This is a genomic window from Arthrobacter sp. BG3 (genome assembly GCF_056680185.1).
Genome location: NZ_CM155270.1, coordinates 1480476 through 1503286, shown reverse-complemented (window position 1 = coordinate 1503286; position 22811 = coordinate 1480476). Strand labels below are relative to the sequence as shown.

Sequence of the window (22811 nt, the reverse complement as noted above, 5' to 3'; positions counted from 1 at the left end):
AGGACACACGACTGAACCCGAGGAAGGGAACCGTAATGGGAGATCTGGCGCGACTGCCGTTGCTTGAAAAAGCACCCACCACACATGCCGGCCTGCTGGCATGGGTCGAAGAGGTAGCTGGTCTAACCCGGCCGGACCGGATCCACTGGGTTGACGGCTCCGAGGAAGAGAACACCCGGCTCACGGACGAGCTCGTTGCCGCGGGCACACTGACCCGCCTGAACGAGAAGCTGTTCCCCAAGTCCTTCGCGGCATTCTCTGACCCCGCCGATGTGGCCCGCGTCGAGGAGCAGACCTTCATCTGCTCCGAGAACGAACGCGATGCAGGCTTCACCAATAACTGGATGGCTCCGGCGGAGATGAAGGAGAAGCTGCGCGGCCTCTTCAGCGGCTGCATGCGCGGCCGCACCATGTACGTCATCCCGTTCGTCATGGGCCACCTTGACGCCGAGGATCCCAAGTTCGGCGTGGAGATCACGGACAGCGCCTACGTTGTCGCCTCCATGCGCATCATGGCCACCATCGGCACCGAGGTCCTGGACAAGATCACCGCCACGAACGCATTCTTCGTTCCGGCGCTGCATTCCCTGGGCGCGCCGCTGGCCCCCGGCCAGGCCGACGTCGCCTGGCCCTGCAACCCGGACAAGTGGATCGTGCACTTCCCCGAAGAGCGCTCCATCTGGTCCTTCGGCTCAGGCTACGGCGGCAACGCCCTGCTGGGCAAGAAGTGCTACGCCCTGCGCATCGCCTCGGTGATGGCCCGGGACGAGGGCTGGCTGGCGGAGCACATGCTCATCCTCAAGCTGACCTCACCGGAGAAGAGGAACTACTACATCTCCGCCGCCTTCCCGTCTGCCTGCGGCAAGACCAACCTCGCGCTGCTGGATCCGGCCATCGAGGGCTGGGAGGTCGAAACCCTCGGTGACGACATCACCTGGATGCGGATCGGCAAGGAAGGCGAACTGCGCGCCACCAACCCGGAGGCCGGCCTGTTCGGCGTCGCCCCGGGTACCGGCTGGGGCACCAACCCCAACGCCATGCGCGCCATCGCCAAAGGCCACAGCATCTTCACCAATGTGGCCCTCACGGACGACGGCGGCGTCTGGTGGGAGGGCATGACCGACGAGGTTCCGGCGCACCTGACCGACTGGCAGGGCAACTCCTGGACTCCCGATTCGGACAAGCCCGCCGCCCACCCGAACTCCCGCTTCTGCACCCCGATCTCGCAGGTCGACATGCTGGCCGAGGAGTACTACAGCCCCGACGGCGTGGAGCTCTCCGCGATCCTCTTCGGCGGCCGCCGCAAGACCACCGTTCCTCTGGTCACCCAGGCCCGCAGCTGGACCAACGGCATCTTCATGGGCTCCACACTCTCCTCCGAGACGACTGCTGCTGCCGCAGGCCAGGTCGGCGTGCTGCGGCGCGACCCGATGGCCATGCTGCCGTTCATCGGCTACGACGCGGGCGACTACCTGAACCACTGGATCAGCGTCTCCGGCAAGGCCAATCCGGAACGCCTGCCCCACATCTTCCTGGTCAACTGGTTCCGGCGCACGGCCGACGGCGACTTCGCCTGGCCCGGCTTCGGCGACAACGCACGCGTCCTCAAGTGGGCCATCGAGCGCATCGAAGGCAAGGCGGACGCCGTCGAGACCCCCATCGGCTTCGTGCCGGCCGGGCATTCGCTGGACCTTACCGGCCTGGACCTGACGCACGCCCACGTGGAAGACGCCGTCCGCGTGGACCGCGAGGAGTGGGACGCCGAGCTCGCCTCGATCGAGGAGTGGTACGCCAAGTTCGGCGATTCGCTCCCGTCGGCCCTGCGCTCCGAGCTCGAAGGCCTGAAAGAACGCATGGCGCACCACTAGCGTCCTCAGCCCTAACAACGACGGCGGCCCCGCACCTTTGCCAAGGTGCGGGGCCGCCGCCGTTGGATCACGCCACTCCGTGCCGGGGCACTGCCGGCAGACAAACGGCCCCGGGACTTAGGTCCCTAGACCGCGGCCGGAGGGGGACCCTAGGCTCAAGGCATTCATCAGCCGGGCCGTCCGCCGACTGGAGAGGTGCTGGGGTCATTCCACGCGTGCGCCGCCGTGCCCCCGACCTGCCCGCAGCATGCGGGCGCCCAGGAGCCCACCGTGCTTGTCACCGACGACATCCAGGCCTTGTACACGGCTGTCAGCGGCCCGGTCGCGTTGCCGGACAGCCCCGAATTCGAGGCCGAGACGCGCGCCTTCAACGCCGCCACAATCCACCGGCCCGACGTCGTCCTGGGGGCCGCGAATGCACAGGACGTCGCAGCCGGGGTGAAATGGGCGGCAGCACGCAGGCTCCCGGTGGCGGTCCAGTCCACCGGGCACGGCGCTGACTCGGTGGTGGAGGGTGGCCTGCTCATCAACACGCGCCGCCTGCAGGAACTGCAGATCGACCCGGTCGAGCGCACCGCACGCGTCGGCGCGGGGGTGAAGTGGCGCAGCGTCCTCGAGGCCAGTGTGCCGCTCGGGCTGATCGGACTGCACGGTTCCAGCACCGACGTCGGCGTCGTTGGCTACACCCTCGGCGGCGGCCTGCCCGTACTGGGGCGCGCCCATGGGTTTGCGGCGGACCATGTCCGCAGCATGGAGGTTGTGACCGCCGACGGCGCGCTGCGCCGGATCGACGCCGAGGCCGAGGCGGAGCTGTTCGCACTGATGCGCGGGGGCAAGGGCAACTTCGGGATCGTGACCGAACTTGAGTTCAGCCTCTTTCCACTGGGAGAGTTCTACGGCGGCGGGATCATGTATCCCGGGGCGGATGCGGCCCACATCCTGGCCGCTTTCCGGGAGTGGCTCCCCACGCTGCCGGACGACGCCTCGCCCTCAATCTCCCTGCTCCGGCTCCCGGAAATGGACTTCGTCCCCGCCCCGCTGCGGGGCCAGTTCGTGGTGCACCTGCGCTTCGCCTTCCTGGGGACCCGAGAGGACGGCGACGCACTGCTTGCCCCGATGCGGGCCGTCTCGAGTCCGTTGATGGACACGGCCGGTCCCATGAGCTACCTCGACGTTGACCAGATCCACATGGACCCGGCGGATCCGCTCCCGTTCACGGCCGGCGGAGCGCTCCTGAAGGACCTCGGCGAGGAGGCCGCCGCGGACCTGCTGAAGCTCACCGGCGAGGGCTCGGACTGCCCGCTGCTCCTCGTCGAGATCCGGCCGCTCGGCGGGGCCCTGGCCCGTGCCGGGGCACTGCCGGACGCCGTGTCCGGGCGTGACGCGGCGTTCCTGCTGTTCCTCCTCGGGTTCAAGATGCCACCGTTCGCCGGGGCTGTCGCCGCCTCAATCCGCGGGGTCCTGGCTGAGATGGCTCCGCACTCCACGGGATACACGCTGGTCAATTTCCACGGCGAGCCCGGCGATGAAACTGACCGGGCGAGGGCCTGGTCGCCCGCCGTCTACGAGCGGATGAGGGCCGCAAAGTCCAGCTACGACCCGGGCAACCTCCTGCGCTTCGGCCACGCGATCACCGGAGTGCCGTCCGCGACCTGAACCTCCGTGCGGGGCTGCGCAGCTCACCACACATCACGACGACGGCGGCCCCGCACCCTTGCTGCAAAGGTGCGGGGCCGCCGTCGGTGTCTTCGCAGTCCTCCAGGGAGCGCCCCGCGGGCAGTTCAGGGCGGATGGCGGGCCTGCATGCGCCCTGATCTGCCCACCAGGCGGGCGGTGGGAACTAGCTGGCGAGCCAGATGTCCGGGCCGAAGACCTCGTAGTGGATCTTGGTGGCCGGGATGCCGGCGTTGATGGCCTCGTTGCGGATGCTCTTCATGAACGGCAGCGGACCGCAGAGGTAGAGCGAGGCGTTGGCCGGGAGGTCGACTTCGCGCAGTGACATGAAGCCCTCCTTGGTTCCGGCGACCGGCTGCTCGAGCCAGAGCTGGAGGTCGGCGCCGTCGAGGCGTTCGACGTCGTCAGTCATCTGGCTGCGCAGCGCCCAGCTGTCCAGATCGCTTTCCGCGTGCAGGACCAGGACCTGGCGGTCCGAGCCGGAGTCTGCAAGGGAGCGCAGGATGGACGCGGTCGGTGTGCAGCCGATGCCGGCGGAGGCCAGGATAACGGGGCCGTCGCCTTCCTTGAGGGTGATCTCACCGTAGGGGTTGGAGATCTCGAGGATGTCGCCCACCTGGACGTTGTTGTGCAGGACGGGGGAGACCTCGCCGCCGTCGTCCATCTTGGTGGTGAAGGTGCGGCTCGTGCCCGCGTCGCCGGAGAGCGAGTACTGGCGGACCTGGCGCAGTCCGTCCGGGACGGTGACCTTGACGCTCACGTACTGGCCCGCGAGGGCGGGGGTGATGGGGGTGTCGTCGGCCGGTTCCAGGGTGAAGGTCATGGAACCGGTGCCGGCAGCGGTCTTGGCGGCCACCCGCCACGGGCTCCACATCACGCTGTTGGCCTGTGCGGCGTAGAGGCCCTTTTCGAGCTTGATCAGGGCGTCCGCCATGAGCCAGTAGACCTCAGTCCAGGCTTCGGCGATTTCCGGGGTGATGACCTCGGCCAGGTCCTCGGCGATGGCGGCGAAGAGGTGCTCGTAGACCACCTGGTACTGCGGTTCGGTGATGCCGAGGGACGTGTGGCGGTGGGCGATGCGGGCGAGCACGGTCTCCGGCAGGGTGCCGGGGTTGTTCACCAGGTGGGTGGCGAAAGCGGCGATGCTTCCGGCCAGGGCCTGCTGCTGGTTGCCGTTGCGCTGGTTGGAGCGGCTGAAGAGCCCGTCCAGCAGTTCCGGGTGGGCTGCGAAGAGGCGGGCGTAAAACTTGGGGGTGATTTCACCGATCCGGGAACCGACCAGCGGGAGGGTGGCCTCGATGACGGGGAAGGACTTGTCCGAGAGCATGTTGTCTCCTGAGATAGTGGCCCGGGGGTCTTCAGCCGGACCGATGGAAATACCTGTATTTGAAATGCAAGTATTTGTACCTCAGTTCTACATGGCGTAGAAAACATTCACAAATCGACGGGTTCCCGGGCGTGGCGGGCGGGCCACGGCGGCACGGCGGCCACGGCGCGTGGGGGTCCGGCTCAGAGGCCGGGGCGCATGCCGATCGCCTGGAACACCGGCGCCATCTGCCGGGATGTCGGCAGGGAGGCGACGACGATGTCGTCCAGTTCGCGGTAGAAGGCCTCGCGGGCGCGGGAGAGGGCCCCGCGGAGGCGGCACTCGTTGATCAGCGGACAGGGCCCGTCGGCGGCGATGCAGTCGGCAGGGTCCATGCGGTTGTCCAGCTGGCGCAAAAGTTGGCCCACGGTGGCAGCCCGGCCGGCGCTGCTGAGCCGGGAGCCGCCGTGCCGGCCGCGCTCGACGTCGATCATTCCCAGCTCACGCAGCTTCGCCATCGCCTTGCTGACATGGTTGTACGGTGTCGCGACGGCGTCCGCGATGCTCTGGGTGGTGAGGAGCCCGCCGGCGGGAGCAGCCGCCAGCACCATCATGGCGCGCAGGCTGACATCCGCGAAGGCGTTGATCTTCATAACACCAGTTTACCGGCGGTCTAGTCCACCCAGACGCCGGGCTCGTTGGTATCGGCGGAAAGCTCGCCGAATTCCAGTTCGCGCGTTGCGGGATTCGCGGCGTAGGGCAGCACCGCGGCGAACAGCGATCCGTCCCGGTGTTCTGCGGCGACGTGGATGGCGTCCGAGGCTTCCTCCAGCAACGTGATGTCACACACGATGGCGGCTGCGCGGAACTCGTCCCGGTGCTGCCGCAGGAGTTCCGTGAGGTCGCCGATCATCGAGTCTGCGTCGAAGTCCGCGTCCGTCCCCTCGGCCGCGTCGGCGGGGGTGACGGCAACCAGCCGCACCTCGCCGTCGTTCTCGACCACGAGGGCGAACGGCAGGAACCCGCCGTTGCGCTCAAGCTGCTCCTGGGCCGCGCCGACGCCGGTCCCCAGCAGGTTTTCCAGGTCGGTGGCGCTGGCCTCCGGAACGCTGTCCCGCCAGGCCGCCTCAGCAGTCTCGGCGGCGGGCTCGGCTGCGCTCCCTGTTGCGGTTTCCGCCGGCAGTTCCGTCACGGGCCTAGCCCCGGACCAGTGCCAGGACGCGGTCGCGGACACGCTCCATGGTGTCTTTGTCCGTGGCCTCGACGTTCAGGCGGAGGAACGGCTCGGTGTTGGAGGGGCGCAGGTTGAACCAGTAGCTGCCGTCCGTGGCGATGAACGTGCTGCCGTCGAGGTAATCCACTTCGACGTCCTCGTCGCGGAAATCGTGCCGGACGCGTTCCACGGCGCCGGCCTTGTCTTCGATTTCGGAGTTGATCTCGCCGGAGGACATGTACGGCTCGTATTCGCGGCCGAGGTCCGAGAGCGGGCCGTCCTGCTCGCCGAGGGCGGCCAGCACGTGCATGGCGGCCAGCATGCCGGTGTCAGCGTTCCAGAAGTCACGGAAGTAGAAGTGGGCGGAGTGTTCGCCGCCGAAGATGGCGCCCTCAGCGGCCATGACGGCCTTGATGAAGGAGTGGCCCACACGGGTGCGCACTGCCCGGCCGCCGTCGCGTTCCACCAGTTCGGGGACGGCTCGGGAGGTCAGCAGGTTATGGATGACGGTCGGGTTGGCCTCGCCGAGCGCCTGCGCACGGGCAATCTCGCGGCGGGCCACCATTCCGGTGATCGCAGACGGCGAGACGGGCTCGCCCTTCTCGTCGATGACGAAGCAGCGGTCGGCGTCGCCGTCGAACGCCAGCCCGATGTCGGCCCCGTGCTCGACGACGGCGGCCTGCAGGTCACGCAGGTTCTCCGGCTCCAGCGGATTGGCGGGGTGGTTCGGGAAGGATCCGTCGAGCTCGAAGTACAGCGGAATGATCTCCAGGGGGAGCTTGGGCAGCAGTGCGTCGCCGAGCACCGCCGGCGTCGTGAGGCCGGCCATGCCGTTGCCGGCATCCACCACGACCTTGAGCGGGCGGGAGCCGCGGAGGTCCACGAGGCTGCGGAGGTACTCGGAGTAGCCCTTCAGGACATCGTGGACGCCGATCAGGCCGCGGACGGGGGCAGCGGGGATGGAACCGGAGTTGAGGTACTCCTCGGCGCGGGCCTGGATTTCCTTGAGCCCGGATTCGGAGGAGATCGGCTCGGCGCCGGCCTTGGCCATCTTGATGCCGTTGTACTCTGCGGGGTTGTGGCTGGCGGTGAAGGTGGCACCGGCCGCGTTGAGCGCACCGCAGGCGTAGTACAGCTCATCGGTGGAGATCAGGTCAAGGAGCTGGACGTTGGCCCCGCGGCGGGCGGCGCCGCCGGCGAAGGCCTTGCTGAACTCGGGGGAGGAGGGGCGCATGTCGCCGCCGACCAGCACCGTCTTGCCCTCCAGCTGCAGGACGTCGACGAATGCCGCACCCACAGCCTCGACGATCTCAGCGGTGATCGATTCGCCGACAATGCCGCGCACGTCGTAGGCCTTGAAGGAGGCCGAGAGGTCAAAAGTCTTTGTCTGGTCCATAGTCACGCGTCTTATCTTACGTGGACGCCCGAACGGTGCTGTGGAGGGACACCGGCAGTGTCATCACGCAGCCGGGCCCCCGGCGGATCAACTGTGATTGTCCACATAGCGGAGCCACTGGCTTCGTGGCTCCCGGAGCGGGCTGGGATACTGAGGCAATGGCCAATACCCAGAACGCTGCAGTCCTCTCCGTGTCCGCCGATCCCGCTGGAGGTGCCGGTTCGGCCGGGTCCGCCGGTTCGGCCGGGGTTCCCGGGACGCGGGAACAGGCCCAGGAAGTGCTGCGCGAGCTGGTCGGGCACCCGGCGGCGGAGTTCCATGACGGCCAGTTTGAAGCCATTGAGGCCCTCGTCGACGGCGGCCGGCGGGCCCTCGTTGTGCAGCGGACCGGCTGGGGGAAGTCGGCCGTGTACTTCGTCTCGTCCCTGCTGCTCCGGCGCCGCGGCGCCGGGCCCACCCTGATCGTGTCCCCGCTGCTGGCCCTCATGCGTGACCAGGTGGCCGCGGCGGCGCGGGCCGGGGTCCGGGCGGTCGCCATCAACTCCGCCAACCAGCTGGACTGGGACACCGTCCGCGAACAGCTCGCAGCGGATGAGGTCGATGTCCTGCTGGTCTCCCCGGAGCGCCTCACGAACCCCTCGTTCCGTGAAAACCAGCTCCCCGAGCTGATCCGCCGCACCGGGCTCCTGGTCATTGATGAGGCGCACTGCATCTCGGACTGGGGCCACGATTTCCGTCCCGACTACCGGCGCATCGCGGACCTGATCACCCAGCTGCCGGATACCGTTCCGGTCCTGGCCACCACGGCCACCGCCAACTCCCGGGTGGTCCACGACATCGAGGAGCAGCTGGGCGCCGGCGTGCTGACCATCCGCGGGGCCTTGGGGCGCGAATCGCTCCGGCTGGGAGTGCTGAGGCTGCCGGACTCCCGCGACCGGCTCGGCTGGCTGCTTACGCACCTGAAAGACCTCCCCGGCAGCGGCATCATTTACACCCTGACGGTCTCCGCGGCCGAAGACACCGCCCGGCTCCTGGCCGAGGCCGGGCACGAGGTGCTGGCCTACACCGGACGCACCGACCCCGCGGACCGCGAACGCGCCGAGCAGCTCCTTAAGGACAACCAGGTCAAGGCCCTCGTCGCCACGTCGGCGCTGGGCATGGGCTTCGACAAACCGGACCTCGGGTTCGTGGTGCACCTGGGGGCGCCGTCCTCCCCGGTGGCCTATTACCAGCAGGTCGGCCGTGCCGGCCGTGGCGCCGCCAACGCCGACGTGCTGCTCCTGCCCGGCTCCGAGGACCGCGACATCTGGCAGTACTTCGCCACCGCGTCGATGCCCTCGGAGCAGAAGGCCGGCGCGGTGCTGACCGCCCTCGCCGAAGCGGGGACCGCCGTATCCACGGTGGCGCTGGAAGCGCGGGTTGACCTGCGCAGGACGCCGCTGGAGCTGCTGCTGAAGGTCCTGGCCGTCGACGGCGCCGTCGAGCGCGTCGGCGGAGGCTGGCGGTCCACCGGCCAACCCTGGAACTACGACGCCGAGCGCTACAGCCGGATCGCGGAGGCCCGGGTGGACGAACAGGACTCCATGGTGATCTACCAGGACACCGCAGGCTGCCGGATGGAGTACATCACCTCGGTCCTCGACGACGAGACCGCCCACGCCTGCGGCCGCTGTGACAACTGCGCCGGGCAGTGGTTCCCGGCGGACATCGCCGCCTCGGCCACCGAAGCCGCAGGACAGACGCTGAGCCGCGCCGGTGTCCTGCTGGAGCCCCGGTTGCAGTGGCCCAGCGGCATGGACCGGCTGGGAGTAGCCGTGAAGGGCAAGATCAAGCCCGAGGAAAACGTCGCTGCGGGCCGGGCGCTGGCCCGGCTCACGGACCTGGGCTGGGGCGGAGCCCTGCGCGAAGCCTTCGCCGCGGGCGCCCCTGACCGCACGGTGGACCCGGGCATGCTGCAGGCGTGCGTCCAGGTGCTGCGCGAGTGGGGCGCCGGCGACACCCGCACCCCCGGCTGGAGCGGGGCCGGCCGGCCCGCCGCCATCATCAGCGTCCCGTCCCGCGGCAAGCCGGCCCTGGTGGACTCGCTTGCCCGGGGCATCTCGGATATCGGCCGGATCCCGTACCTGGGCCAGCTCCAGCTCGAGCACGGCGGACCGACCGGCGGGCGGGGCGGCAACAGCGCGTACCGTCTTGCCGGGGTCTGGGAACGCCTGGTGGTGGGTCCGGAACTGGAGGCAGCCCTGGCCGGGATCCAGGGCCAGAGCGTGATGCTGATTGACGATCTGGTCGACAGCCGCTGGACCGTGACTGTCGCAGGCCGCGCCCTCAGGCTCGCGGGCGCCGGGGCGGTGCTGCCGCTGGTGCTTGGCCAGGCCGGCTGACCTCGGCTCCCGCGTGGCGGGGCAGCGTCAGGCTGTCCAGGGTGCTCAGCAGCATGACCACCGCAATCGCCAGGAACGCCGCGCGGTACGGCGCGGCCGGATCCCCTCCGGCCGCACCCGCCCCGCCCAGCAGCGGGCCGTCGGCCTCGTAGACCCGGATCAGCAGGGCCCCGATGGCGATCCCGGCCGCCGTCGCGAGTTGCACAAGCGTCGCGGAAACGGCGTTGGCGGACGGCAGCTGGGCGGGAACGACGTCGGCGTACTGCACCGAGGCGTAGGCGGAGAAACCGATGGACCGGAAGGCTCCGCTGGCGACGAGCAGTGCGAAGATCAGCGGTTCCGGGGTGCCGGCGTCGAGCAGGGCGCACAACGCAAAAGTGGCCGCCGAGGCCAGCGACGCGAAGACCAGCACGGGCCTGAAGCCGAAGCGCCGGATGAGCGGGGTCGTGGCCGGTTTGATCCCGATATTGCCAATGAAAACCGCCGCAACGAGGACCCCGGCATGCAGCGGATCCCAGCCGAAGCCGTTCTGGAACATCAGCGGCAGCAGGAAGGGCACGGCACTGATGGTCAGGCGGTAGATGAACCCACCGGTCGCCGTGGCGCGGAACGTCCGGGCGGAGAAGACGTCCAGGTCGAACAGCGGGGAGCGGGCCCGCCGCATCCACCAGACCGCCGTCACGAGGAACAGCAGCCCGGCGCTGATGCTGAGGGCCGCCGGGGCGCCGGACCCGCGGCCGCCCGCCAGCTCCAGGCCCACGACGACGGACCCCACACCCAGGGTGGTGAGGGCAAGCCCCAGCCAGTCCAGGCGCCGGGCGCGGTCACCCGCGGTGCCCGGGACCAGCCGCAGCGCCGCGAGGAACGCCGCAAGTCCGAGCGGGAGATTGATCAGGAAGATCCAGTGCCAGGACAGGAACGTCGTGAGCGCGCCGCCGACCAGCGGCGCCAGGACAGGTGCCAGCAGGCCGGGCCACACCAGGTAGGCGGTGGCGCGGAGCAGGTCCTTCTTCACTGTTCCGCGAAGCACCACGAGGGTCCCGACGGGGACCATCATGGCGCCTCCCGCACCCTGCAGCACCCGGCTCAGGGTCAGCATGGTCAGGTCCTGGCTGAGCGCGCACAGCAGCGAGGCCACCGTGAACGTCGCAATGGCCAGGCAGAACACCCGCCGCGCCCCGAGGCGTTCGGCCAGCCAGCCGCTGAGCGGGATCCCCATCGCCACGGTCATGAGGTAGGCCGTCATGGTGATGTTGACGTCCGCTGACGGGACGGAGAAGTCCGCCGCGATGCTGGGGATCGCGGTGGTCAGGACGGTGCCGTCCAGGAACTCCATAAAGAACGTGGCGGCGACGAGCAGGGCCAGCCGCGGGCTCCAGTGGTCCGCGGTGGTGCCGGCACGCGGCGGAGGGGGCGAGGGCTCACTCATGCGGGGACCTCCCCGGCGCTAGGCTCAGCCCCGGCAGGCGCGGCGCTAGGAGGCATGGCCGGATTCAAGCCGGCCGGACTCCAGCACTGCCATGGCCGCGTTGTGCCCGCCGATGGCGCTGACGGCACCCCCGCGCCGGGCGCCGGAGCCGCAGAGCAGGATCCGCGCGTCATCGGTTGCAACTCCCCAGCGCTGCGCCGGGGTGTCGAGCGGCGCATCGTCCTCCACGAACGGCCAGTCGAGGCCGCCGTGGAAGATGTTGCCGCGCGGCATGCCGACCGCCCGCTCGATGTCCAGGGTCGTCTTGGTTTCGATGCAGGGCCGTCCGTCAGGGCCGGTCAGCAGCAGCTTCTCGATGGGTTCGGCCAGGACCGAGTTCAGCGATTTCAGGACTGCCGCCTGCAGTTCCGTCCGGCGCTGCTCATTGTTCTCCGCCGTGATCAGCCGGTCCGGGACGTGCAGGCCGAACACGGTGAGGGTCTGCGCGCCCGCGGCCTGCAGTTCCGGGGACAGGATGCTGGGATCGGTGAGGGAATGGCAGTAGATCTCGCAGGGCAGCGGGTCGGGGATGGAACCGCCCGCGGCGGCGAGGTAGGCGGCGTCGAGCTGCGACCAGGTCTCGTTGATGTGGAACGTCCCGCCGAAGGCAGCTTCTGGGCTGACGCCCTGATCGAGCAGCCGGGGCAGGCGGGTCAGCAGCAGGTTCACCTTGACCTGGGCACCCTCCCGGAGGTGGTTCGGGTTCGGTGTGGCGGGTGTGGCGGGCGTGGCTGCGTCGCCGGCGTCGGAGCTCCGCAGCCGGTCCAGCACCAGCGGGGCCACGTTGGCGAGGACCCATGAAGCGGTGGCCGTGTGCTCCGCGCCGTCGTGGCGGTAGCTGACCACGCCTCCCGGGCGGACCGCGGTGACTTCCGCAGACGTCAGAATCGTCGTCCCGGCGCCGCGGGCGGCCCGCTCCAGTTCCCCGGAGACAGCGCCCATGCCGCCGACCGGCACGTCCCAGTCGCCTGTTCCGCCGCCGACCAGGTGGTACAGGAAGCAGATGTTCTGCTGCAGATCCTGGTCGCCGGCCCGGGCGAAGGTCCCGATCAGGGCGTCCGTAAGCACCACGCCGCGGACCAGGTCGTGCCGGAGTTCCCGGGCGATGGTGTCCCCGATGGGGCGTTCGATCATGGCCTCCCACGACTCCTCCGCTCCGGCCCGGGCCGCGAGGTTCCGCGCCGCGGAGCGGGTCGGCAACGGCGAAGTCATGGTGGGCCAGAGGGCTCCGGTGAGTCGGCGGCAGCCGGCGTAGAAACGGTCAAAGGCCCCGAATTCGCCGTCGGGTGCCCCGACCGCGGCAAAGGATGCTGCGGTGGCCGCGGCGTCCCCATTATCGATCAGCAGGGCCTTGCCGGCGTCGCGCGGGTCGGGCGTGTACGACGAATACCGGCGCCGCGCCAGCCGGATGTCCAGGTCCAGGTCGTCAATGACCTGCTGCGGGAGGAGGCTCACGAGGTAGGAATACCGCGAGAGGCGCGCGTCGACGCCGTCGAACGCCTGGGCGGACACGGCGGCGCCGCCGGGATGCTCAAGCTTCTCCAGCAGCAGGACCTTCCGGCCGGCTTTGGACAGGTACGCGGCTGCGGCCAGGCCGTTGTGGCCGCCGCCAACGATGATCGCGTCAAACGCGCTGGTGCTCGACATGCGCCTATCCTGCCACCCGGGCTGGCGGGAAGGCGCCCGGTGTCCGGCACCCGGACTCGGCGCGGAGGCGGTCCCGCGAAGCCGGCGGCGCCCGGGTACGCAAAAGGCCCCGGTCCAGGGACCGGGGCCAAACGCGGAGACGGGGGGATTTGAACCCCCGGTGGAGTTGTGCCCCACACTTCATTAGCAGTGAAGCCCATTCGGCCGCTCTGGCACGTCTCCAATTGCTATGAACTAGCCAACCAAGGATACGCAGAAGCGGCCATGCAGTGCAAAACGAGCAACGCGGGGTCATTTCGCGCCCATGTCGGGCCCGGACATGGGCGCGAAGTGACCCCGCGTTGCCCTGGGGATGGGGAGCCCCCCGGCCGGGCCCGGGGCTCAGGCGCCCCGGCCGGCCAGGGCGCGCCACAGGAAGTGCTGGCTGCGGCTCTGCAGGGCCGCAGCCTGGCGGTTGTCGGAGGCCCCGGCGTGGCCGCCTTCCAACGCCTCGTGGAACCAGACGTTGGGGATGCCCATCGCCTGCATGCGGGCGGCCATCTTGCGCGCCTGCACCGGACCCACGCGGTCATCGGAGGTCGCCGTCCAGATGAACGTCTCCGGGTAGTCCACCCCGTCCCGGAGCAGGTGGTACGGGGAGAACGTCCTGATGAACTCCCACTGTTCGGGCACGTCGGGGTCGCCGTACTCGGCGATCCAGGAGTGGCCGGCGGAAAGCTTGGTGTAGCGGCGCATGTCCAGCAGAGGGACCCCGCAGGACACGGCGCCGAAGAGCTCCGGGTAGCGGGTGAGCATGTTCCCCACCAGCAGGCCGCCGTTGGAGCCGCCCACGCAGCCGAGCCGCTCGCGGGACGTCACACCGCGGGAGATCAGGTCCGCCGCCACGGCCGCGAAATCCTCGTAGGCCCGGTGCCGCTTCTCCTGTAGGGCCGCGCGGTGCCACGCGGGGCCGTATTCGCCGCCGCCGCGGATGTTGGCCACCACGTAGACCCCGCCGCGGGTGTGCGGGGAGTCCCCCTGGTGCCCGGCCGATTCCCCGGTGCGGCGTTCCAGCCACGCCCGCCCGATCGCGCCGCTGTAGGCCGGGGTCCGCGAGATCTCGAAGCCGCCGTAGCCGGACAGCTGGGTGGGGTTCTGGCCGTCCAGCACGAGATCCTTGGATGCCACCTGGAAATACGGCACCCGGGTGCCGTCCTCGGACACGGCAAAGTGCTGCTGGACCTCATAGGCCGATTCATTGAAGAACGACGGCGAGGACCGGACCACCTCGTGGGTGCTGTCCACGCCGCCCCCGCCGGCACGCTTCAGGGTGCCGCGGGTGAGCGTGCTGGGCGTGGTGAAGCCGGTGGCCACAAGCCAGAAGTCGTTCCCCGCGCCGGGGGCCTCGCCCTCGGCAACCGGTGCGGCGCCGTCGGTCCCGTCATCGTCCGAGTCCTCGGCGGTGTCCTCCTCGTCGACGGCGTAGGCCGTGACGTCGTGCAGCGGCGGGCAGGCGTCCAGCACGGTGGAGGCCCAGGCAGTGTCCGTCCCGGGCTGCAGCGGATCGAGGACCCGGATCTCCGAGGAGACGTCGCGCAGCAGGTTCAGCAGCAGGAAGTCCCGGGTCCAGCTCCAGGACTGCAGGGAGGTGTGCTCATCCGGGGCGAACAGCACGGACAGTTCCCGGCCGCCGGCCAGGAAGTCCTCGAAGCCGGCGGCGAGCAGGGATCCGGCCGGGTAGTTCGTTCCGCCGACGGTCCAGTCCTTCTGCGGCCGGAACAAGAGCCAGCCGCGGTGCGCGCTGAGGTTCACGTCCGTCGGGACGTCGATCTGCACCCACTGTCCGTCACGCAGCACCGCAGTGGTCCGCTCGAAGAAGCTGAGCCAGTCCACGGCAAAGGTCCGCTCGAAGCCCGGGGTGGAGTCGTGCGCCACGAGCGCCATCATGTGGTCTTCCGGGATTTCGAACAGCCGCTCCGCCGTGCTCAGCGACCCGCCGCGGCGCAGCTTGACGCCGGTCCGGGCGTAGGAGGAGGTGGTGCTGGGCAGGCCCGCTGCGGTCGAGGAGACCAGCAGGGTGTCGGCGTCGAGCCAGGAGGCGTTGCCCTTCGCGGTCGGCAGGTCAAAGCCGCCGGCCGCCGGGTCCACGAAGCTGCGGGATTCGACGTCGAACTCCCGGTAACGGTTCGCGTCGCCGCCGTCGGGGGAGAGCGCCAGCAGGGCCCGCCGGTAGGGTTCGCCCTCGGCGGGGCGCAGGAAATTGGCGCCGTGGAAGACCCATTCCTCGCCTTCCGCGGCGGCCAGCGCGTCCACATCCAGCAGGAGGTCCCACTCGGGTGATCCGCCGCGGTAGCTGTCCCAGCTGGTCCGTCGCCACAGGCCCTTGGGGTTCTCCCGGTCCTTCCAGAAGTTGTAGTACCACTCGCCGTGCTTGCCCACCATCGCGATCCGGTCGGTGGAGTCCAGCACCTCGAGGATGCTGGACTCCAGCGCGGTGTACTCCGGGCCCTCGAGCAGTTCCTCGGTGCGGGCGTTTTGTTCGCGGACCCAGGCGAGCGGTTCCTCGCCGTAGATCTCCTCAAGCCAGATGTTCTCGTCGACGGGTTCGGGTGACGTTCCCGCGGCGGCGGACGCGGTGTCCGGGGCGGGGCGGCCGGGCGCGGGAGGGGGAGCAGCTGGGGAGGTGGTCATTTTTCCATCCAAGCAACATCGGCGTGCCAGTAGCAAGTCACACCGGGGCCGCGCGGAAGGTGCTGCCGGTGCGCCGGTCCGGTCCGGGCTGCGGGCCGGCAGCGGATACGCTGGATGCTGTGGGCATATCGCAGAGCATCCGGACGGCATTGATCGGCGCCGGTCCCCGGGGCACAAGCGTGCTGGAACGGCTGCTGGCCAACTGGGCGCAGGCCGGCCCGGACACCACCCTGCACGTTGATGTCATTGACCCCTATCCGGCCGGACCGGGGCACGTCTGGCAGCCCGGACAGTCCCGGCTCTACCTGATGAACACGCAGTCGTTCTACCCCACGGTCATCCCCGAGGAACCGGACCTCGCGCCGCCGCTGGCCGGCCACACGTTCGACCGCTGGCGGGAACTGCAGCGGGACCGTCCCCACCCCTCCCTCACCGCCGAGGAGCGCGCCGAACTCTCCGTGCTGGGCTCCGCCGACTTCCCCAGCCGGGCGCTGTACGGGCGCTACCTCCGCTCCACCCTGGAGGAGCTGCTCTCCCGCCTTCCCGCCGGCGCCACGGTCGCTTTCCACGACACGACGGCGACGTCGGTCCGGCACGCCGCGCCGGGAGCCGGGGGTGACGACGGCCGGGTGAGGTTCGACGTCGGACTGGCGGACGGCGCGGTCCTCACCGTCGATTCCGTGGTGCTGGCCCTCGGCCACCTCGAATCACGGCTCAACCCCGAACAGCGCGGGCTCCAGGCGGCGGCGGAGGAGCTCGGGCTGCTGTACCTGCCTCCGGCTGCTCCGGCCGACGTCGACTGGTCGCTGGTGCCGGCCGTCAAGCCGGTGCTGGTGCGCGGCATGGGCCTGAACTTCTTTGATGCCATGGGCCAGCTGACCGAAGGCCGCGGCGGGCGGTTCGTGCCCGGCCAGGACGGCCGGCTCAGCTACCTTCCCTCCGGCCGTGAACCCCTCATCATCGCCGCTTCCCGGCGCGGCACCCCGTACCGGGCCAAGGCGAGCCTCGCCGGCTATTACCCCGAAGCGGTGACACTGAGGTACTGCACCGAAAGCGCCGTGGCGAAATTCGCGGAGGCAGGAATCCGGCCCGCCTTCGACCATGATCTCTGGCCCCTCCTGCACCGCGACGCGCTCTGGGCCTATTACTCCACGCTTGCGCGCTCGCAGCCGGCGGCCATTCTGACGGAGCCCAAGGAGTTCCTGAAGGCGCTGGAGGAATCCCTGCACCCGCACGCGCACTCCTCCGCGAAATGGGAGGAGCTGGTGGACTCCGTCCTTGGCGTGCACGTCCGGGCGGCCCACCGGCTGAACCTGCTGGGGCTCGCGGCTCCGCTGGCCGGACGGTCATTCGACTCCCGGGCGGAACTCGACGCCGCCGTCGTCGACTACCTGCTCGACGACGCCCGGCGCTCCGCGCTCGGGGAGAACGACCCGGTGAAGATGACCATCGGCGCCCTGCACCACGGCCGCGCGGTCCTGAAGACGGCGGTCGCGGACGGCGGCATCACCGATGAGTCGTGGGTCGCCGGGCTCCGCGGCTGGTTCGAATCGTTTGTGGAAGGCCTCGCCAGCGGGCCTCCCGCGCTGCGCGCCGAACAGCTCGCGGCCCTGGTCAGTGCCGGCGTCGTGCGGTTCGTCGGGCCGGACCCGAAATTCGGGGTGGACCGCAAAGCCGGGACGTTCACGGCGGTGTCGCCCTGGGTGGGGAACGGCCCGGACGACGGCGGCGCCGACGTCGTGACGTCCGTGGCCATGGTGGAGGCTCTGGCGCCCGCCAACAAGGTCGCGGTCAATGACTCGCCCCTGCTGCAGCAGCTGCTGGCCGAAGGCCTGGTCCGCCCCCGGATCATGATGACGGTCGAGGGCGCCCCGGTGCCCACGTCCGGGCTGGACGTGGCACCGCATCCCTACCGGCCGCTGGGCGCGAACGGCTCGGTGACCGAAGGCCTGTTTGTTCTGGGGCTGCAGTTGTCCGCTGTGCAGTGGGGCACCGCCATCGCGGCCGAGGCCCGGCCAAAGAGCGGGCCCGTGTATCGCAGCGGCCAGCGCACACTTCGGGACGCCGACGAGATCGCCCGGGCCATCCTCGGGCAGTAGCCGGGCAGGGCGGGCGCGCCGCCAAGAACCGAGCATGCCCTCCGTGGTTCCTCCGAAAAATGAGCATGTTCTCCGTGGGTTCCCCCGAAAAGTGAGCATGCCCTCCGGCCGGGCTGGGCAATGGACATATTGGCTATATGTCCATTGCTCCGGCCGGGGGAGGGCATGCTCACTGGTGCAGGGCTACGAGGTCAGCCCTTGAGGCACTGGCGGTAGGCGGCCATCGCTTTGCCGTAGTTCGCCTGGCCCACGATGTCCGCGGGCCGCGGCGGCTTGACCGGAGCGGTGCACTTGGGCGGAACCGGAACGCTGGCCGCGACCAGGACGCCCGCCTTCACCACGGTGCCGGACTCGACGGCGGTGAGCACCAGGGTGCCGGCGCCTGCCGCTGCGCCGGCCGGAACCAACACATCCACCGTGGCGGCGCCGGCGGACACCGGAACCGTTCCGAGCGCCGTGAGCGTGCCGTTGGCGTCGGTGAACTCGGCGCGCAGCGAGGTGTTCACCGGGCTGCCCAGCGAGGTGAGATCCAGCTTGGAGACCGCCAGGGTGATGGCCTCCCCGCCCCTGACCTCGGCGGCCGTGGTGTTGACCACGACGACGGAGCGGCGGGCGAAGTCCGGCGAGACCGGGGTGTGCGCCTGGAGGTACTTGATCCACGCGTCGCGGTCCACGAGCCCGGAGTCCTTGGTGCCGGTGCCGGAGGTGAAGATGCGGAAGTTGTCCCCGCCCGTTGCCAGGAAGCTGAACGTCCCGATCCGGTAGGACTTCGCCGGATCGACCAGCGCGCCGTTGACCCGGATCGAGGTGATCCGGTCACCGGCGGCGCGGGCGGCGTCGTAGGTGTAGTTGACGTTCTTGGACAGGCCCAGCTGCTGGTAGGCGCGGCTGGGAACCGTGCCGTCCGGGTTGGTCTGCCACTGCTGTTCCAGCAGGGTCTTGAACTGCTCGCCGGTGAGCGAGGTGGTCCACAGGTTGTTCACGAACGGCAGGACCGCGTTGGCCTCGGCGTAGGTGATGGTCCCGTCCGGCGCGTAGTACAGCTCGTTGCGCAGCCCGCCCGGGTTGACGACGCCGATCTCGGCGCCGCCGAGGTCCGGGGTCTGGAGCGAGTCAACCAGGGAATCCGCGACGAGATTGCCCAGGGTGGACTCGCTGCCACGGTCATCGCGTGACGCCGGTGTGGTGGTGGTGGCAGGGGTGAACGCGGTGGTGATATCCGCCGTCACCGCTCCGACCGGCTGGTTGCCGTCCACTGCTGCGTCGGCGAGGGCCTTGTCAACGATGGTCTTGACGGCGGCGACCCGCGGGTAGGCGGCCGCGAGGTCGGCTGCCGGCTGGTCAGCGGAGGTAGTGCGCTTGACGTTGCCGGCCTTGTAGCTGGTCACCGACATGGTCTTGGTGTCGATGGTCAGCTGGATCTGGCCGATGTACTCGCCGTAGTTGCCGGTCTGGACGATCGGGCGGGTCTTGCCCTCGATGCCGGGGACCGGGGCATCCCAGGCGTACTGCTTGTGGGTGTGGCCGTTGAAGATGGCCGCAACGTCCGGGGTGACCCCGGTGACCATCTTGGCGAAGGGGCCGCCGGCGGCGACTTCCTGCGCCAGGGTGGAACCTTCGGGCGTGCCGGAACCGGCGCCGTCGTGGTTCTCCACGATGATCACGTCGGCGATTTTCTCCGCCTTGATCCTCGCGGCGACCCGGTTGATGGCGTCGACGGCGTCACCGAACTCGAGCTCGGCGATGCCGGCGGGGGTCACCAGCGAGGGAACTTCCTGCGTGACGGTGCCAATCACGGCGACCTTGACGCCGTTCAGATCGAGCACGGTGTACTCCGGCACGGCTGGCTCGGTGGTGCCCTTCTTGTAGACGTTGGCGCCCAGATACGGGAACTTGGCGTTGCTGCCGCCGGCGATGACACGGTCCCGCAAGTCCGCCCAGCCGCCGTCGAACTCGTGGTTGCCCACAGCCGAGGTGCGCAGGTCCAGGGCGTTCAGCACATCGATGGTCGGCTGGTCCTTGGCCACGGCCGAGGCGAACAGCGAGGCGCCGATGTTGTCGCCCGCGGAGAGGAATGCCGTGGCGCCGGGGGCAGCCGCGGCCCGCAGCTTCTCGATGGTCCCCGCAAAGAACACGGTGTTGGAATCGATGCGGCCGTGGAAGTCGTTGATGCCGAGGAGGTTCAGTTCAACGCTGGCGGGGGTGGACGGCAGGTTCAGGCCCACCACCACCGGATCGTGGTCGCTCGCCCGGAACTGGTCCGGAGCGTAGTAGTCGGTCACGTTGTTGTTGTACCGGCTGTACTCCAGGGCGACGGACTCCACGGAGTTGATGTTCCAGATATCGGCGCCGGTGACGACGGCGTTGGCACCCGGCGAGGCGAGGATGTGGTCCAGCGAGCCCACGAGGCCGCCGAACAGGTAGGAGTGCTTCGCGGACCCGTCGGCGTTCGTGGCCTTCTCGTCCTGGTTGACGTACCCGGCGCCCGTGAGGACGTTGATCGGGTCCTCCTTGGCGTAGGAGTTGAAGTCACCGATCAGGAAGACCTTGTCGGTGCCTTTGGATTTCTGCAGTTCGTCCGAGAACGCCAGCAGCGACTGGGCCTGGGCGGTGCGGGCGAGGTTCGAGGCGCCCTGGCCCTTGTCGGTGTCGTCCGGCGTGGCGGCTGAGCCCTTGGACTTGAAGTGGTTGGCGATCGCGATGAACTTCTTGTCATCGGAGGCGCCGACCGGCTTGAAGACCTGTGCCAGCGGCTTGCGGGCGGTGGCGAAGGCGACAGTGTCGTTGTGGATGATGGATTCGCCCACCGGCTCTGCTGCGGCCAACTTGTAGATGAAGGCGGTGCGGATCATGTCCTCGTCAGCCAGCGGGGGTGCGTTGGCGGGCGTGCGGACGTAGTCCCAGATCCCCGGCGTGGCGATGTTGAGGTTGTCGACCAGCTTGGCCAGGGCATCGTCACGGTTCTTGCCGAACTGAGCCGAGTTTTCGACCTCCATGAGGGTCACGACGTCGGCGCCGGACTTGGAAATGGCGGCGACGATCTTGTCCTGCTGGCGCTGGAGGTTGGCGGCGTTGGCCGCGCCGCGGGCGTCGCAGCCGCCACGGACGGTGATCGGGTTGCCGTCACGGTCCGTGTAGTAGGTACATCCGGTGAGCTGGTCGCCCGTGGTGGGGAAGTAGTTGAGCACGTTGAACGAGGCGATCTTGAGGGTGCCCCCGACGGCCGCCGGAGCGTCCGTGCGGGTGGTGGCGCCAAAGGTTGCCGGCTGGACCGTGTCCGCGTTTGCGGGGGTCAGCTGGGTCAGCGGCTGGAACTTCCAGGAGTTGTTGGTGTAGCTGAGCACAACGTTGGTCTTGAAGTTCACCGGTGTGCCGACGCGGACGTGTTCCGCCGTGGTCAGGTACGGCAACCCCAGGGCCTTGCTGGCGGCGTCCTTGAGGAAGTTGGTGGTGGCGCCGTCGTCGAGCCTGATGCCGCGGGCGGCATTGGCGGTGACGGTGGCGGTGTACTCGGCCGAGCCGAACGGCGCGACGGCGGTGGGCTGCTCCAGCGGGGTGGTGCCTCCGGCCAGGCCGATTTCGCCGTACTGGTTCAGCGAGAAGTTGTCAGCGACGGTCAGAGGTCCCTGCGGGGTCAGCAGCATGCCTTCGAGCGATTCGCGGAAGTCTTCCCCGGCCGGGAGCGCAAAGCCGGTGGCCTTGACCTCGGGGGCGGCCTCGGTGAGCTTCTTGAGGTCCGCCGCGGCGGCAACACTCATCTGGGTCATGCCGAAGTATTCGCTGACCGCGCCGGTCACCTCGACGTAGTCGCCGATCTGGACGGAACCGGCCGTGGCGGCCGAGAAGACGAAGACGGCGTCCGACGCCGGGTGGTTGGCCGGCGTCAGATCGCCGCCGGTGCCGGGGGTCTGGATGTAGTAGCCGGCGAACCCGCCGGTGGGGAACGTCGCGGTGACCTTGCCGCGGGTGGTGACCGAGGTCCCCACGAGCGGGCTCGCGGTGCCGCTGCCCTGGATCTCTGCGATGGTTTTGGCTGCCGGGGGAGTGCCGGGGCCCGGATCGACCGGAGGACCGACGGGCGCAGCTGCCCCGTTGGCTGCCCCGGGGGTGACCGTGGCGTTCAGGGTGAAGTCGGCGGAGTTGTTGTTGCTGTCAACGCCGTTGGTGCGGTTCAGGCTCTTGACGTCGGTGTTGCTCGTCGGTGCGGTGGCTGCCTGGGTTTCGTAGGTGTTGGAGGTTCCGTACCCGAACAGATCGGCAACGTTGGCGGCCTCGATGACCGACCCGGAGGCCAGCGGGTTGACTGCCGTCGCCTGCCTGGCCAGCACGATGGTGCCGGTGGTGCCGCTGGGCGCGAATTTGCTGCCTGCATCCAGATCTGCGGCGGGGAGTTCCGGCGCCGTCGACGTCGTCGGATTGTTGCCGGTTGCCTTGATCAGGTAGAAGCTCTTGGCAGCAATGCTGCCGGTCAGCGGTACGACGTTTCCGGGAACGCCCGTACCTGTCGCGGACCGGTACTGGAGTGACCAGCCGTCCAGTTGGACCGGGGCCTCGGAGGTGTTGTAGAGCTCGACGAACTTGCTCTTGTAGGCGGCTCCCGCGCTGCCGCCGCTGAGGTATGCCTCGTTGATGATGACCGGCGAGGTGCCGGCCGCTGCCGGGGAGACCTCCACGGCGAACGCCGGCACAGCGGCCAGCGGGGCTGCGATGAGCCCCGCGGACAGCGCTGTGCCCAGCGCGGTTTTCCAAGGTATGTGTTTCATCCGCTCTAACTCTCATTAGGTGCCCGGTGGGGCTGGTGGAATGTGCCCGGGTGATGCCCGCGGACCGGCCGGTCTTTACTCCTGGTCAAGTAATGCCCGGCACATCAAAACAGGTGTGAATGAACGCCGCGTGTCCGGCATGTGCATTCGGCGAGACGTCCCCCAGCGGAACGCGTCTCAGCCGACACGGGGCCACCAACGGTGCTCCCCAGCGACGGAGTTGGTGTTGCTCCCGACCGGGGCCGGGTGGACCTTGCCGGGCCACTCGGGGCCGGCATGCCAAAGAGAATACCGGCCAGTAGCCCACGTGGAAGTGGCTGGCCGGT

12 protein-coding genes and 1 tRNA gene are annotated in these 22811 nt (G+C 69.3%); 4 read left to right on the top strand and 9 right to left on the bottom strand.

From position 1 onward, the window contains the following. Positions 1–35: 35 nt before the first annotated feature. Positions 36–1868, top strand: a complete 1833-nt coding sequence (locus AC1MFL_RS06540; protein WP_479814155.1) for a phosphoenolpyruvate carboxykinase (GTP) — start codon at positions 36–38, stop codon at positions 1866–1868. Between the two features lie 270 nt (positions 1869–2138). After that, on the top strand, positions 2139–3524 hold the full coding sequence (locus tag AC1MFL_RS06535) for an FAD-binding oxidoreductase (RefSeq protein WP_479814153.1): 1386 nt from the start codon (positions 2139–2141) through the stop codon (positions 3522–3524). Between the two features lie 184 nt (positions 3525–3708). Here AC1MFL_RS06535 and AC1MFL_RS06530 read toward each other — a convergent pair whose 3' ends face one another. From AC1MFL_RS06530 to AC1MFL_RS06515, 4 genes are all read right to left on the bottom strand, one after another. Beyond that, a complete protein-coding gene (locus AC1MFL_RS06530; RefSeq protein WP_479814151.1) occupies positions 3709–4869 on the bottom strand; it encodes a globin domain-containing protein in 1161 nt (386 codons plus the stop codon). Positions 4870–5051: 182 nt separating this feature from the next. Further along, entirely contained in the window at positions 5052–5501 is a 450-nt protein-coding gene (locus tag AC1MFL_RS06525; RefSeq protein ID WP_479814149.1) for an RrF2 family transcriptional regulator, read from the bottom strand. Positions 5502–5521: 20 nt separating this feature from the next. Next, positions 5522–6031 (bottom strand): hypothetical protein, encoded by a 510-nt coding sequence (locus tag AC1MFL_RS06520; protein WP_479815355.1) that lies wholly within the window; start codon positions 6029–6031, stop codon positions 5522–5524. 13 nt (positions 6032–6044) lie between these two features. Then, on the bottom strand, positions 6045–7463 hold the full coding sequence (locus AC1MFL_RS06515) for a phosphomannomutase/phosphoglucomutase (protein WP_479814147.1): 1419 nt from the start codon (positions 7461–7463) through the stop codon (positions 6045–6047). Between the two features lie 152 nt (positions 7464–7615). On the opposite strand from AC1MFL_RS06515, the gene AC1MFL_RS06510 reads away from it, so the two are divergent. After that, positions 7616–9838, top strand: a complete 2223-nt coding sequence (locus AC1MFL_RS06510; protein WP_479814145.1) for a RecQ family ATP-dependent DNA helicase — start codon at positions 7616–7618, stop codon at positions 9836–9838. Here the strand turns inward: AC1MFL_RS06510 and AC1MFL_RS06505 are convergent. The 4 genes from AC1MFL_RS06505 to AC1MFL_RS06490 form a co-directional block, all read right to left on the bottom strand. Beyond that, positions 9783–11267: an MFS transporter gene (locus AC1MFL_RS06505; protein WP_479814143.1), complete on the bottom strand. Its 1485-nt coding sequence runs from the start codon at positions 11265–11267 to the stop codon at positions 9783–9785. The two genes, AC1MFL_RS06510 and AC1MFL_RS06505, sit on opposite strands and share 56 nt — an antisense overlap. A gap of 45 nt (positions 11268–11312) precedes the next feature. Then, positions 11313–12953: a phytoene desaturase family protein gene (locus AC1MFL_RS06500; protein WP_479814141.1), complete on the bottom strand. Its 1641-nt coding sequence runs from the start codon at positions 12951–12953 to the stop codon at positions 11313–11315. Between the two features lie 134 nt (positions 12954–13087). After that, positions 13088–13175 (bottom strand) — tRNA-Ser (locus tag AC1MFL_RS06495). Between the two features lie 159 nt (positions 13176–13334). Further along, positions 13335–15623: a prolyl oligopeptidase family serine peptidase gene (locus AC1MFL_RS06490; protein ID WP_479814139.1), complete on the bottom strand. Its 2289-nt coding sequence runs from the start codon at positions 15621–15623 to the stop codon at positions 13335–13337. A gap of 119 nt (positions 15624–15742) precedes the next feature. On the opposite strand from AC1MFL_RS06490, the gene AC1MFL_RS06485 reads away from it, so the two are divergent. Then, positions 15743–17722 (top strand): FAD/NAD(P)-binding protein, encoded by a 1980-nt coding sequence (locus tag AC1MFL_RS06485; RefSeq protein WP_479815353.1) that lies wholly within the window; start codon positions 15743–15745, stop codon positions 17720–17722. A gap of 191 nt (positions 17723–17913) precedes the next feature. On the opposite strand, the gene AC1MFL_RS06480 is transcribed toward AC1MFL_RS06485, so the two are convergent. Further along, positions 17914–22485: an ExeM/NucH family extracellular endonuclease gene (locus tag AC1MFL_RS06480; protein ID WP_479814137.1), complete on the bottom strand. Its 4572-nt coding sequence runs from the start codon at positions 22483–22485 to the stop codon at positions 17914–17916. Positions 22486–22811: the final 326 nt, after the last annotated feature.